The organism is Streptomyces sp. NPDC059142, assembly GCF_042755665.1.
In the GTDB taxonomy this organism is placed as follows: Bacteria; Actinomycetota; Actinomycetes; order Streptomycetales; family Streptomycetaceae; genus Streptomyces.
This window is the reverse complement of record NZ_JBHZDA010000028.1, coordinates 3520-16147: the sequence shown is the minus strand read 5'-3', so window position 1 is coordinate 16147 and position 12628 is coordinate 3520. Positions and strand designations below refer to the sequence as shown.

General features: G+C 74.6%; 14 protein-coding genes. 9 read left to right on the top strand and 5 right to left on the bottom strand.

Going from position 1 to position 12628, the window contains the following annotated elements:
- Window positions 1–286 precede the first annotated feature (286 nt).
- Window positions 287–811 (top strand): ATP-binding protein, encoded by a 525-nt coding sequence (locus tag ACFXPK_RS13430; protein ID WP_385074821.1) that lies wholly within the window; start codon window positions 287–289, stop codon window positions 809–811.
- 195 nt (window positions 812–1006) lie between these two features.
- Here the strand turns inward: ACFXPK_RS13430 and ACFXPK_RS13425 are convergent, their stop codons facing one another.
- Entirely contained in the window at window positions 1007–2224 is a 1218-nt protein-coding gene (locus ACFXPK_RS13425) for an ROK family protein (protein ID WP_385074818.1), read from the bottom strand.
- 95 nt (window positions 2225–2319) lie between these two features.
- Between ACFXPK_RS13425 and ACFXPK_RS13420 the strand changes: the two genes are divergently transcribed.
- The 4 genes from ACFXPK_RS13420 to ACFXPK_RS13405 all read left to right on the top strand — a co-directional run bounded on the left by ACFXPK_RS13420 (window position 2320) and on the right by ACFXPK_RS13405 (window position 5277).
- Window positions 2320–3654 carry an MFS transporter gene (locus ACFXPK_RS13420; protein WP_385074816.1) on the top strand — a complete coding sequence of 445 codons (1335 nt, stop codon included), beginning with the start codon at window positions 2320–2322 and terminating at the stop codon, window positions 3652–3654.
- Window positions 3655–3735: 81 nt separating this feature from the next.
- Window positions 3736–4110: an SCO4225 family membrane protein gene (locus tag ACFXPK_RS13415; RefSeq protein ID WP_385074813.1), complete on the top strand. Its 375-nt coding sequence runs from the start codon at window positions 3736–3738 to the stop codon at window positions 4108–4110.
- Between the two features lie 68 nt (window positions 4111–4178).
- On the top strand, window positions 4179–4940 hold the full coding sequence (locus ACFXPK_RS13410; RefSeq protein WP_385074810.1) for a maleylpyruvate isomerase family mycothiol-dependent enzyme: 762 nt from the start codon (window positions 4179–4181) through the stop codon (window positions 4938–4940).
- A gap of 64 nt (window positions 4941–5004) precedes the next feature.
- Window positions 5005–5277, top strand: coding sequence for a DUF6332 family protein (locus ACFXPK_RS13405; protein ID WP_385004050.1), 273 nt, complete (start codon window positions 5005–5007; stop codon window positions 5275–5277).
- A 21-nt stretch (window positions 5278–5298) separates the two neighbouring features.
- Here ACFXPK_RS13405 and ACFXPK_RS13400 read toward each other — a convergent pair whose 3' ends face one another.
- Entirely contained in the window at window positions 5299–6102 is an 804-nt protein-coding gene (locus tag ACFXPK_RS13400) for an SDR family NAD(P)-dependent oxidoreductase (protein ID WP_385004048.1), read from the bottom strand.
- 87 nt (window positions 6103–6189) lie between these two features.
- Between ACFXPK_RS13400 and ACFXPK_RS13395 the strand changes: the two genes are divergently transcribed.
- Window positions 6190–7038: a helix-turn-helix transcriptional regulator gene (locus ACFXPK_RS13395; RefSeq protein WP_385004046.1), complete on the top strand. Its 849-nt coding sequence runs from the start codon at window positions 6190–6192 to the stop codon at window positions 7036–7038.
- A gap of 117 nt (window positions 7039–7155) precedes the next feature.
- On the opposite strand, the gene ACFXPK_RS13390 is transcribed toward ACFXPK_RS13395, so the two are convergent.
- A complete protein-coding gene (locus ACFXPK_RS13390; protein ID WP_385004044.1) occupies window positions 7156–8463 on the bottom strand; it encodes a geranylgeranyl reductase family protein in 1308 nt (435 codons plus the stop codon).
- A gap of 169 nt (window positions 8464–8632) precedes the next feature.
- Between ACFXPK_RS13390 and ACFXPK_RS13385 the strand changes: the two genes are divergently transcribed.
- Window positions 8633–9997: a dipeptidase gene (locus ACFXPK_RS13385; RefSeq protein ID WP_385074806.1), complete on the top strand. Its 1365-nt coding sequence runs from the start codon at window positions 8633–8635 to the stop codon at window positions 9995–9997.
- A gap of 93 nt (window positions 9998–10090) precedes the next feature.
- On the opposite strand, the gene ACFXPK_RS13380 is transcribed toward ACFXPK_RS13385, so the two are convergent.
- Window positions 10091–11128, bottom strand: a complete 1038-nt coding sequence (locus tag ACFXPK_RS13380; protein WP_385004040.1) for an NUDIX domain-containing protein — start codon at window positions 11126–11128, stop codon at window positions 10091–10093.
- A 383-nt stretch (window positions 11129–11511) separates the two neighbouring features.
- On the opposite strand from ACFXPK_RS13380, the gene ACFXPK_RS13375 reads away from it, so the two are divergent.
- Together ACFXPK_RS13375 and ACFXPK_RS13370 are read left to right on the top strand one after the other, a co-directional pair.
- The gene (locus tag ACFXPK_RS13375) at window positions 11512–11691 is read left to right on the top strand and encodes a hypothetical protein (RefSeq protein WP_385004038.1); all 180 of its coding nucleotides are present in this window, start codon (window positions 11512–11514) and stop codon (window positions 11689–11691) included.
- 55 nt (window positions 11692–11746) lie between these two features.
- Entirely contained in the window at window positions 11747–12136 is a 390-nt protein-coding gene (locus ACFXPK_RS13370) for a hypothetical protein (RefSeq protein WP_385004036.1), read from the top strand.
- An 82-nt stretch (window positions 12137–12218) separates the two neighbouring features.
- Here ACFXPK_RS13370 and ACFXPK_RS13365 read toward each other — a convergent pair.
- Window positions 12219–12628 (bottom strand): ROK family protein (locus tag ACFXPK_RS13365; protein ID WP_385074803.1); only part of this gene is annotated, 410 nt, incomplete at its 5' end.

Sequence of the window (12628 nt, the reverse complement as noted above, 5' to 3'; positions counted from 1 at the left end):
GGGGGGGTCGTTTTTTTTTATACCCCCCCGGGCTCCCCCACACGCGGCGGCGCGGGGCGGGGCGCCCACGTCACGCGGGGCCGAGCGGGGACGCGCGACCGCCGCCGTGCGGCCGGTCCGCCGCGAGTTGCGAAGCCAGGTCCCCGGGTTCACTCTGGTCACACATCACTCAGCGTTTCCCGGCGGTGACGCTGTGACCCAGCCCCGCCGGGCAGGAACGGCGGCGAGCCGGTCGCTGATTCCGCATCCTCGTCTTCTTCCGGACCTCATTCGGGGAGTCGCAGCCGTGATCAGCCAGCCCAGCAGGCACTGCACGGTGGAGCTCCAGGCCCTGCCGTCACGGATCGGTCAGATCCGCAGAATCATCTCCGCGCAACTGCGCTACTGGCACCTCGACCTTCTCATCGACCCAGCGGCTCTCGGGGTGACCGAGCTGCTGACCAACGTCCACCGGCACGCACAGCCGGACAAGAGATGCACCGTCGACATCGAGCTGCTGCTCGAACGGCTCACGGTCTCGGTCAGCGACCACGATCCGCGGCTGCCGACCGTGCACCACGCCGAGTTGTCCGACACCGGTGGCCGCGGCCTCGCGCTGATAGCGGCCGTGAGCGAGAGCTGGGGCATCCACCCCAGGGGCGAGACGGGAAAGAGCATATGGTTCACGCTCCCCGCGCCACCCGTCGCCCTGACCCTGCCGCTGCGTCCGGTGTACGGCGCGACCACCGACGGCCCCTTCCCGGCCATGCAGTTCGGCATCGCCTCCGGGGCGCACATACCCAGCACCTTCCGGTCGGCCGGGGTCGGCTGACCGGAAGGTGCGCACGGCTCGGCCGTACGAACCGGCGTGCACCCGGTGCGTACGGCCGAGCCGTGCGCGCGCCGACCGGAGCCCGCGCGACCGTACGCCCCCGCTCTCACCCCCGCTCTCACCCTCACCCGAATGGACCAGCGCCTGCCCGCCGGACGGCCTCGTGGCCGTTGTCCGGCCCGGCGGGGCCGTCCGTCAGCGGCCGAGCGCTCCGAGCGGGTCGTCGAGCACCGGCTGCCAGGCCAACTCGGCCGCTCCCACGAGGCTGTTGTGGTCGAGGGTGCAGGGCAGGATGGGCACTCCGCCGCTGCGCCCCCACAGACTGCGGTCGGCGACGACGGCGCGCAGCCGGTCCGGGTCGGAGTCGAGCAGTTCGCGGTGGAGCCCACCGAGGATGATCCGGTCGGGGTTGAGGATGTTGACCAGACCGGCCAGCCCCAGACCCAGCCGGTCGATCAGTTCCGCGGCGGCGCCCCGTACCGCCGGGTCGGCGTACTCCGTGCGGAGCAGGTCGCGCGACTGCTGGAGCAGCGAGCTCTCGGGGCCGGGGGTGCGCCCCGCCGCGGTGAGGAAGGCGAGCGGGTCGGCCTCGACGTCGAGGCAGCCCTTGCCGCCGCAGTAGCAGGAGCGCCCCTCGGGGTTGACCGTGAGATGGCCGACCTCCAGGGCGAGGCCCGAACTGCCGGTGTGCAGACGGCCGTCGAGGACCAGTGCGCCGCCGACACCCCGGTGGCCGGTGGCGACGCAGAGAAGGTGCTGGGCGCCGCGTCCCGCGCCGTGCCGGTGCTCGGCGAGCGCGGCCAGGTTGACGTCGTTGCCGGTGAAGGCGGGGCCCTCGATGCCCGCGGCGCCGACCCGCTCGGCGAAGATCTCCCGTACCCGGGAGCCGACGGGCCAGGCGATGTGCAGCGGGTTGAGCGCGGTGCCCTCCGGTTCCGCGACCGCCGAGGGCACGGCGAGGCCCGCGCCCACGCACCGCCGTCCCGCGGCGCGCAGCAGCCCGGCGCCCGTCTCCACGACCTCGCCGAGGACCTGCGCCGGGTCGGCCGAGGCCGTTCCGCGGCCGGGGGCGGTCGCGACGATCCGGCCGCCGAGCCCGACCAGCGCGGCCCGGAAGCCGTCGGCGTGGACCTGGGCGGCGAGGACGACGGGGCCCGCCTCGTCGACGGAGAGCCGGTGCGAGGGGCGGCCCTGGGAGCCGGCGGCGGCGCCGGGCCTGGAGTCCACCCGGATCAGGCCGAGGGCCTCCAGTTCGGCGGCGACCGCGCCGGCGGTGGCACGGGTGACGCCCAGCTCCGCCGTGAGGACGGCGCGGGTGGGCGCGCGGCCCGTGTGTACCAGTTCCAGTGCCGGGCCGAGCGCGCCGCGGCCTCTCTCCAGCCGTGTTCTGGCCGTGCTCCCCTTGCCGTTCATGGGGGCGAGTCTCCCATGATCCGCGGGAACGGCGGGATCCGCGGGAGGGCCCACGGCGCCTTGTACGGACGGCCCCTGGCCCCTATCCTCACTTTGTGCCGCTTCTGAACAAAATGCGGTCGGCTCTCTCCGGCAGCGCCGCCGGCCCGTCCCGCGCCCGTTCCCCGCTCACCCGCCTGCGTACCGCCCTGACGGTGTTCTTCGCCCTCGACGGCTTCCTGTTCGCCGGGTGGGTGGTCCGTATCCCGGCGGTCAAGCAGCAGACCGGGGCGTCGGCGAGCGATCTCGGCCTCGCCCTGCTCGGCGTCTCCGCCGGCGCCGTGGCGACGATGATGGTCACCGGCGGACTCTGCCGCCGCTTCGGCAGCCATCCGGTGACGGTGGTCTGCGCGGCGCTGCTCTCGCTGACCGTCCTCCTGCCGCCGCAGACCCACTCGGCGCTCACCCTCGGCCTGGTGCTGCTGCCGCTCGGGGCGGCCTACGGAAGCCTGAACGTCGCGATGAACAGCGCCGCCGTCGATCTCGTCGCCGCTCTGCGGCGCCCGGTGATCTCCAGTTTCCACGCGGCGTTCAGCCTGGGCGGCATGGTCGGGGCGGGGCTCGGCGGGCTGCTCGCGGGCGGTCTGTCCCCGGCCGTCCATCTGGCGCTGCTGGCGGGCGCCGGTCTGCTGGTCACCGCCGTCGCCGGCCGGACGCTGCTGCGGATCCCCGCGCCATCGGCGGACCGTACGGACGCGGGCGCGGCGGACCGTACGGAACCCCGGGACCGTACCGGACCCGCCGACGGTACGGGTACAGGCGCGGGTACGGGTACGGAGCGGCGCGGCACAAGGAGCGGCGGGCGGGGGCCGGACCGGCGCGCCCGGCGGCTGGTCCTCCTCTTCGGGGTGATCGCGCTGTGCACGGCGTACGGGGAGGGCGCGATGGCCGACTGGAGCGCGCTGCACCTCAGCGAGGACCTGGCAGCGAGCCCCGGGCTGGCCGCGGCCGGTTACTCGCTCTTCGCCCTCGCCATGACGGCGGGGCGGCTGTCGGGCACCGCCCTGCTGGAACGGCTCGGCCAGACCCGCTCCCTGGTCCTGGGCGGGGTGACCGCCGCCCTCGGCATGCTGCTCGGCGCCCTCGCGCCCACCGCCTGGCTCGCCCTGGCGGGGTTCGCCGTGGCCGGACTCGGGCTCGCCAACATCTTCCCCGTCGCGATCGGCCGGGCCGGCGCGCTGGCGGGGCCCGGCGGGGTGGCCGCCGCGTCCACCCTGGGGTACGGCGGAATGCTGCTGGGCCCGCCGGCGATCGGCTTCCTCGCCGACTGGTTCTCGCTGCCGCTCGCCCTCACCACGGTGGCGCTGCTCGCGGGCGCGGCGGCCCTCCTCGCCTACGCGGCCCGCGGCGGCTCGGCGAACGCCCCGGCGGGAGGCGCCCCTGGAGGATGAGTAGGCGTACTCAGGCACGGCCGTTCGATCTCCCCCACCCTGGAAGAAGACGCACAGGCACTCGACTTCAGGGAAAGAGCCATGAACTCCAGGGAGAACACGATGAATTCGGAACGGCTGACCGGCCTCGCGCGGCTCGCCTTCAAGAACCGCGCCTCCCAGGTCTATCTCGCCCTCGTCGCCGCGGTGACGGTGTTCGTCACGGTCGACACGCTCTTCGTGCACCACGACGACGCCTCGTTGGCCGGGGTGTGGCTGTTCGCCCTCGCCGCGCCGACCGTCTTCGTCTTCCTGATCGGCGGCGGGGCCGTCGGGGCGGACTTCGCCGCCTCCGCCGGGTTCCTCTACCCCGCGCTGATCGTCTCCGTCCTCGTCCAGGCGGTCGCGATAGGCGCCTTCGTACGGCTGTTGCGCCACCGGCCCGGCCCCGCGACCGGCCACCCCCGCGAGGCGTGACGCCCGCCCACCGGCCCGCGCGTCATACCGGCTGCCCCGGGGTGGCCGCCGCTGGCACAATGCCCGGCATGGACACAGCAGATCACATCCGCCGACTGGCCCGCGAAGGACGTGTCCTGGCCGATGCCGCGGTCCGGGCGGGAACCGACGCGGAGATCCCCGTCTGCCCCGGCTGGCGGGTCCGCGACCTCCTGCGGCACACCGGCAGTGTGCACCGCTGGGCGACCGGCTACGTCGTGGAGGGCGGCACCGTCCGGGCGCCGCTGCCCACCGCGCCGGACCTCGACGGGGACGCGCTCGTCGGCTGGTTCCGCGAGGGGCACGACCGGTTGGTGACCGCGCTCGGCGCCGCCCCCGCCGATCTGCGCTGCTGGTCCTTCTTCCCCGCCCCGAGCCCGCTCGCCTTCTGGGCGCGGCGCCAGGCCCACGAGACGGCCGTCCACCGCGCGGACGCCGAGTCCGCGCTCGGCGGGGACTTCTCCCCCGTGGACGCCGCGTTCGCGGCGGACGGCATCGACGAACTGCTCACCCACTTCCACGCACGCGACCGCAGCCGGGTCCGCTCGGACGTGCCGCGGGTGCTGCGCGTACGGGCCACCGACACCGGCGACGTCTGGACGGTACGGATCACCGCGGAGCCGGTACGCGCCGACCACGCGAAGGCCACCGACCCGGACGGGGGCCGCGCGCACCCGGCCGCGGAGTGCGAGTTGAGCGGCCCTGCCGAACGGCTCTGGCTGGCGCTGTGGAACCGGCTCCCGCTGGACGCCGTGACCACCACCGGCGACGCCTCCCTCGCCCGGCTGTGGCAGGAGACCTCCGCCGTCTGACGCCCGGCCGGGTCGCCCCCGGCGCTCCTTGCACCGGAGCGGCCCTCTCGGTCAGACTGCGGCCATGGGGACACGGAGCGGGCCGGAACGGGACGCCATCACCGTCGAGATCGCCTTCGCGGTCCTGACCGGTCTGTTCGCGGGCGCGCTGGTCTTCGGGCTCGTGGCGGCCACGGCGTGGTACCTGGAGCTGCCGGAGACCGTCCTGCGGATCGGCGCCGTCGCCGGCTGTCTGGCCTTCGCCGCCCGTGTCGTCCGGGTGCTGTGGCACTTCACCCCGTCCACCGCGGCCGGCAGCGCCCGGCCCGACGCGACGGACGGCGGCGCGCGCGGCTGATCGGGGAGGACCGGTCCGGCGTTACGCCACGTGCATGCCGCCGTCGACCGGGAGGACCGTACCGGTCACATAGGAGGCACGGTCGCTGAGCAGCCAGGCGGCGGCCTGGGCGATCTCCTCGGGGCCGGCCGCGCGGCGCAGCGGGGTGCGCGCGCTCAACCGGTCGACGATGCCGGGTGAACGGTCGTCCCAGGCGCGCATCATCTCGGTCAGTGTGGTGCCCGGGGCGATGGCGTTGACGCGGATGCCCTCGGGACCGTACGTGACGGCGGCCGACTCGGTGAGGCTGTTGAGCGCCCGCTTCAGCGCGCCGTAGACGGGCAGTGCGGGGTTGCCCGACAGGCTGCCGACGGACGAGTTGTTGACGATGGCCCCGCTGCCGGCGGTGGCGCGGATGGCGGCGACCTCCGCGGACATGGCCGCCCAGGGGCTCTTGAGGTTCACGGCGTAGAGGTGGTCGAGGTCGGCCTCGGCCACCTGGTCCAGCGGACCGGGCGGCACGGTGGTCGCGGCGTTGTTGAAGGCGATGTCGAGGCGGCCGTACAGCTCCACGGCGCGGTCCACCGCGGCCCGCGCGCCCGCCGTGGAGGCCAGGTCGCACACCACGTACCCGGCGGTGCCGCCCGCCGCGCGGATCTCCTCGGTGACGGCCTTGAGCTGGTCCTCCGTACGGGCGGCGAGAAGGACGCGGGCGCCTTCCCGGGCGAAGAGCCGGGCCGCCGCGGCGCCGATGCCGCGGCCCGCGCCGGTGATGAAGGCGACCTTGCCGGCCAGCAGGCCCGTGGCGCCGGGGAGGGAGGTGTCGGTGGTGCGTGTGTTGTCCATGGGCACCAGCCTGTGTCCGGCCGGGACGCGCATCCAGGCACCGGTGGTACCTGGCTCCGCGGTACGCCGCCCCCGCACACTGGAGGTATGGACCGACGCGAACTGGCGGGCTTCCTGCGCAGCAGGCGGGAGCGGATCACCCCCGCCGATGTGGGGCTGCCCGCCGGGCGGCGACGCCGCACCCCGGGGCTGCGCCGCGAGGAGGTGGCGCATCTGGCGTTCATCTCGACCGAGTACTACACACGGCTGGAACAGGCGCGCGGTCCTCGACCGTCGCGCGAGGTGCTGGCCGGGCTGGCCAGGGCCCTGCGTCTGCCGGACGCCGAGCGCGCCCATCTCCACCATCTCGCGGGCGCCCCGCCCGGCCCGCCCGCCGGGCCCTCGCGCGACGTACGGCAGAGCGTGCTCGATCTGCTGGACCGGCTGCCGCACACCGCGGCGATGGTGCTCTCGGCCACCTACGAGGTCATCGCCTGGAACGAGCTGGCCGCCGCCCTCCTGGAGGACTTCTCCCCGCTGCCCCGGCAGGAGCGCAATCTCGTGCGCCGCGCGTTCCTCGCCCCGGAGCGGCGGCCGCTGCTGCGCGACCCGATCGACGTGGAGATGTTCGCCCGCGCGGCGGCCCGGCGTCTGCGCGCCGCCGCCGCCCGCTACCCCGACGACCCCGAGGTGGCCACGCTGGTGCGTGATCTCCTCGCCGGCAGCGCGGAGTTCGCCCGGCTGTGGGACTCCCACGACGTACGCGCCGAGCCCGCCCTGCGCAAGACCCTGAACAACTCGCTGCTCGGCCCCGTCACCGTCAACTGCGACCTTCTCGACATCGCCGACCGCGACCAGCAGGTCGTGCTCTACACGGCCGAGCCCGGCTCTCCCGCCGAGGAGGCGTTCCGGCTGCTGTCGGTGATCGGCACCCAGCGCATGGACGTGCCCGGCTGAGCGGGCCGCCGGCCGGGCCCCGCCGAGGCGTCCGGACCGGTGCCCGTACGGGGCGCGGGCGCCGCGCGGTTCACCCCGCGCGGCGGTCGCTCCCGTACACCGTCACACGTACGTCCCTCACTCCCGCGCGCCGGCCTCCGGAACCCCCGTCGGGTCGCCCTGGGCCGCGGTGCCCTCTTCGCGTGCGGCGGGTCCCGGCTGGTCGGCCGACTGCCTGCGGTCCAGCACGTCCAGCGCGCGCCGGGCCAGCGGGCGCGTCCGTACGATGCCGGCCAGGGTCGTCGATCCGCGGGTGATGTCCGCGAACGCGTTCCACGCCGGGCGCAGTCCGGTGATCGCCGCGTGCAGCACGCCCGGCCTGCGCTCGAAGATCCCCAGCATCCGGCGCCCGACCCCCATCTCCACACCGAGGCCCGCCTTGATGGCGAAGGCGTAGTTCAGCGCCTGGCGGCGGGCGTCCACGGCGTCGTGCGCCTCGGAGATCCGTACCGCCCACTCCCCCGCGAGCCGCCCGGACCGCAGCGCGAAGGAGATGCCCTCCCTCGTCCACGGCTCCAGCAGTCCGGCCGCGTCGCCGCAGACCAGCACCCGGCCCCGGGACAGCGGCGAGTCCTCGCTGCGGCAGCGGGTGAGATGGCCGGAGGAGACCGACGGTTCGAATCCGGCGAGCCCGAGCCGGGCGATGAAGTCCTCCAGATAGCGCTTGGTGGCGGACCCCTCGCCGCGCGCCGAGATCACCCCGACGGTGAGGGTGTCGCCCTTGGGGAAGACCCAGCCGTAACTCCCGGGCAGCGGGCCCCAGTCGATGAGCACCCGCCCCGCCCAGTCCTCCGCGACCGTGGGCGGCACCGGGATCTCCGCCTCCAGGCCCAGATCCACCTGGTCCATCTTCACACCGACGTGGGCGCCTATCCGGCTGGCACTGCCGTCCGCGCCGACCACGGCCCGCGCCAGCACCGTCCCGCCGTCCGCCAGGACGACCGCGACCGTGCGGCGGTCGGGGACGGCCGGGCCGTGCTGCTCGACGCGCGAGACGGTCACTCCGGTCCGCAGGATCGCGCCGGCCTTCTGGGCGTGCTCCACCAGCCCCGCGTCGAACTCCGGGCGGTTGATGAGCCCGAAGAGCATGCGCTTGGAGCGGCGGGTGCGGGTCAGCTTCCCGTTCAGGGAAAACGTCACTGCGTGCACGCGCTCCTTGAACGGCAGCTCGAATCCGGGCGGCAGCGAGTCCCGCGAGGGCCCGATGATCCCGCCCCCACAGGTCTTGTAGCGCGGCAACTCGGCCTTCTCCAACAGCAGCACCCGACGGCCGGCGACCGCCGCCGCGTACGCCGCGGAGGCTCCCGCCGGTCCTGCGCCGACCACGACGACATCCCACACCGGCTCGTCGTGCACGCTTCCGGCATCTGCGTTCTCGCTGCTCACGATGTGCTTCTGCTCCTGATCCGACCGGTGGCCCCTGCTGACGAACGGCATCCTACGGCGCTGGCGCGCCCGGCCCGTTGTGGGAGGATCGACAAGTCCCCCCGACATCGCCGACACGGCCCGACATCCATCCGTCTGACACAACGATGTACCCACCAGGAGCGTGCCCATGACCGCGAATCCGATTGCCGGGACCGTGGCGTCCCTCATGCCCCGCGCCCGTACGGAGCTCGCGGAGCTGGTGGCCTTCCGCTCGGTGGCGGACCCCGCGGTCTTCCCGAAGAGCGAGTGCGAGGCCGCCGCGGCCTGGGTGGCCGGCGCGCTGCGCGGCGAGGGGTTCCAGGATGTCGCGGTGCTCGACACCCCGGACGACACCCAGTCCGTCTACGGTCTGCTCCCCGGCCCCGAGGGCGCGCCGACGGTGCTGCTCTACGCGCACTACGACGTCCAGCCGCTGGGCGACGAGGACGCCTGGCTGAGCCCGCCGTTCGAGCTGACCGAGCGCGCCGGACGCTGGTACGGGCGCGGCGCCGCCGACTGCAAGGGCGGTGTGCTGATGCATCTGCTCGCCCTGCGCGCGCTGAAGGCGAACGGCGGCGTGCCGGTGAACGTCAAGGTGATCGTGGAGGGTTCGGAGGAGCAGGGCACCGGGGGTCTGGAGCGATACGCCGAGGAGCACCCCGAGCTGCTGGCCGCCGACGCCGTCGTGATCGGTGACACCGGGAACTTCCGGGTCGGGCTGCCCACGGTCACCGCCACGCTGCGCGGCATGACCATGGTGCGCGTGGGGATCGACACGCTCGAAGGCAATCTGCACTCCGGGCAGTTCGGCGGCGCGGCGCCCGACGCGCTCGCCGCCCTCATCCGGGTCCTGGACTCGCTGCGCGCCGAGGACGGCTCCACCACGGTGGACGGGCTGGCCGCCGACGCGGTCTGGGAGGGGCTGGAGTACCCGGAGGCCGACTTCCGCAAGGACGCCAAGGTCCTCGACGGCGTCGGGCTGATCGGCGGCGGCGCGGTCGCCGACCGGATCTGGGCGCGGCCCGCCGTGACCGTCCTCGGCATCGACTGCCCGCCGGTCGTCGGCGCCACCCCGTCCGTCCAGGCCCACGCGCGGGCCACGGTCAGCCTGCGGGTCCCGCCGGGGCAGGACGCGGCGGAGGCCACCAAGCTGCTGACGGCGCATCTGGAGGCCCGTACCCCGTGGGGCGCGCGGGTCTCCGTGGAACAGATCGGCCAGGGGCAGGCGTTCCGCGCGGACACCTCGTCCCCGGCGTACACGGCGATGGCCGACGCCCTGCGGATCGCGTACCCGGGTCAGGACATGCAGATCGCCGGCCAGGGCGGGTCCATCCCGCTCTGCAACACCCTGGCCGGGCTCTATCCGCAGGCGGAGATCCTGCTGATCGGGCTGAGCGAGCCGGAGGCCCAGATCCACGCGGTGAACGAGAGCGTCTCCCCCGAGGAGCTGGAGCGCCTCTCCGTGGCCGAGGCCCACTTCCTGGTCAACTACGCCGCCTCCCGGCGCGCCTGAGCGGCGCCGGAAGGGCCGTGACGGTCCATGGCGGGCGCTGCGACGGTACGGGGCCCCGCGACTCCACGGGCCGTGCGGGGCGGTGCGGGACGGTCAGCCGACCGGGGCTCCGTCCTCCAGGTTGAGCACCGTCCCGCGCTCCCGGGCGCGCAGCGCCCAGCGCAGCCGGGCACAGCGGACGGGCGGGAGCAGCCGGGCCGCCTCCTCCTCGTCGACGAAGCGCCAGCCGCGCAGCTCGGGTCCCGGCAGCAGCAGCCGTCCGGCCTCCTCGGCGGTCAGCCTGCCGCCGTCGAAGAGCAGCCGCAGCCCTCCGTACCCCGGGGGGCGCGGCGGCTCCCAGTCGACCACCAACAGCTTGGGCACCTCGGTGAGTTCGATGCCTATCTCCTCGGCGACCTCCCGTATCCCGGCGCGGGCGGGCGCCTCGCCGCGCTCGACCACACCGCCCGGGAACTCCCAGCCCGGCTTGTACGTGGGGTCGACGAGCAGCACCCGGTCCTGCTCGTCGAAGAGGAGCACCCCGGCCGCGACGGTCTCCGCGGTCGGTTCGGGTGTCTGGACGATCTCGCAGACGCCCGCCGCGCCGTCCCGTACCGCCTCGGCCAGTGCCTCGGCGGTCTCCCGCGCCGTCAGCGCGGTGTTGTCGATGACATGGGCGTCCCCGGTCAGCCAGCCCAGCGCCGTCCGGTAGGGCTCGATGTGCTCGTAGGCCCTGCGGCGTTCGCGCTCGTCCGCCTCCGCGTCGCCCGACAGGTCGTCGCGCGCCGCGATACGTCCGCGCAGGATCGTTTCGTCCGTGACCAGCAGGACGTGCCGTACGGGAATGCGGCGCGAGGCCAGGCCGCCGAAGATCTCGTCCCGGTACTCCTGGCGCAGCAGGGTCATGGGGACGACGAGCGCCCCGCCCACCTCGGCCAGGAGAGCCGCCGCCGTGTCGACCACCAGTCGCCGCCAGATCGGCAGGTCCTGGATGTCGCTCACCTCCGCGAGCTTCTTCTGCGGCAGCAGCCGCTCCAGTTCCCCGCCGATCAGGTCGGGGTCGTAGAGCGTGCAGTTCGGGATCAGGTCGATCAGCTCGCGTGCCGTACTGGTCTTGCCCGCTCCGAACGCACCGTTGATCCAGACGATCACGGTTCCCCCTCTTCCGTAGGGCCTGGGCGTGTCGCGAAAGCCCCCAGTGGACTGCCCGCAACACCCTGCCACGGAAACCCCGTGCGGGATCAGAGCGCCGCACCGGTCAACCTGCCGTGACCGAGCCGTGTCCGCGCGAGGTGCCCGCCGGGCCGTAACACAAACCCCGGCGCGTCGTTGGAACCCTCAAAGAAGGGCCCGGGGTCCCTTGTTCGGATCCGGCTGGGTCAGGGGGCGGCGTCCGGTGCCGTGGATCGCGGGGCGGAGGAGGGAGGCGACGCGGAAGCGTCGGCTCCCCTGTATCCGCCGCCGACGCCGCGAGGAGCGGCACCGGGGCACACGAGCCCAGCAAGATCCACACGAGAGACCCCAGGGGGTACGTGATGCGCCGTACGGTGCTGGAGAGGTTTCCCGCGGGCGGGCCGCGCGGGAGCCGGCCCGCGGAGGAGTTCGCGCGGGCGCGGCGGGACGAGGGGACACCCGCCGAGGTGGTGATGGATCTCGACTCCGATGTCTTCCTGGTCGTCGTGCCGCAGCAGCAGACGGCCGACCCCGACTCCTGAGACCGCCGGAGCCCCTCCCCCGGCACCGCGAACCGTACGACGTGGAGAGCCCGAGATGCCCAGAACACCGGCCGTACTGGCCGACGCCCTGACCCTCGCCCTGCCCCTGCTCCTGGCGGCGGTCGCCGTGCCGCTGACCGCCACTCCGGCGGCGGCGGACAGCAGCGCCTGCACCCATCACTTCTCGGGGCCGCAGATCTGCGTCCGGCTGGAGGGGCGCGGCGCCAGGAACTCCGTCACCGGGATCTGGACCAACCCGCCGGACGATCTCACCGCGCGCGAGGTGTCGCTGCTGCGCGACGGGCGGCTGGTGGACACGGCCGTGGCCACCCGGTCGGGCAAGGCGCTGACGCACACCTGGCCGGCCGGGGACACCGGCAGCGGTACGGAGTTGTGCGTACGGTTCCGGGGCAGCCAGCGCATGGCCTGCCAGACCACCCGCTGACAGACCACCCGCTGCCGGACCACCCGCTGACCGGGCGGCGCCGCGGCTCCGGCGCCGCCCGGGGTCCGGGACGTCCGCGCCGTCAGCCGCCCACCGGCGCCGCCGTGTCGTCGCGCTGCCCGAGCAGGGCCGCCGCGGCGGCGCCCACCAGGCCGGCGTCCGTGCCGGTCAGCGCCGGGGCCACCGTCAGCCGCTGGACGAACGAGAGCGTCGCGTACTCGCGCAGGGAGCGGCGCAGCGGGGCGAACAGGACCTCGCCCGCGCCCGCGACGCCGCCGCCGACGACCGCGATCCTGATCTCGGTGAGCGTGGCGGTCGCGGCGATACCGGCGGCCAGCGCCCGTGCGGCGCGTTCGAAGGAGGCGATGGCGACCGGGTGGCCGGCCCGCGCGGCGGCGGGCCCGGCGGGCGGCCTGCCGGCGCCGGGCGGGCCCGGGGGGCCCCCCCCCCCCCCCCCCCCGCGGGGGGGGTTGGGGGGGCGGGGGGTCGCCG

Coding starts and splice junctions, on each gene's coding strand:
- ACFXPK_RS13425 (WP_385074818.1), bottom strand. CDS start 2,224: ATGAACGGCAAGGGGAGCACGGCCAGAACACGGCTGGAGAGAGGCCGC.
- ACFXPK_RS13415 (WP_385074813.1), top strand. CDS start 3,736: ATGAACTCCAGGGAGAACACGATGAATTCGGAACGGCTGACCGGCCTC.
- ACFXPK_RS13410 (WP_385074810.1), top strand. CDS start 4,179: ATGGACACAGCAGATCACATCCGCCGACTGGCCCGCGAAGGACGTGTC.
- ACFXPK_RS13405 (WP_385004050.1), top strand. CDS start 5,005: ATGGGGACACGGAGCGGGCCGGAACGGGACGCCATCACCGTCGAGATC.
- ACFXPK_RS13400 (WP_385004048.1), bottom strand. CDS start 6,102: ATGGACAACACACGCACCACCGACACCTCCCTCCCCGGCGCCACGGGC.
- ACFXPK_RS13395 (WP_385004046.1), top strand. CDS start 6,190: ATGGACCGACGCGAACTGGCGGGCTTCCTGCGCAGCAGGCGGGAGCGG.
- ACFXPK_RS13385 (WP_385074806.1), top strand. CDS start 8,633: ATGACCGCGAATCCGATTGCCGGGACCGTGGCGTCCCTCATGCCCCGC.
- ACFXPK_RS13375 (WP_385004038.1), top strand. CDS start 11,512: ATGCGCCGTACGGTGCTGGAGAGGTTTCCCGCGGGCGGGCCGCGCGGG.
- ACFXPK_RS13370 (WP_385004036.1), top strand. CDS start 11,747: ATGCCCAGAACACCGGCCGTACTGGCCGACGCCCTGACCCTCGCCCTG.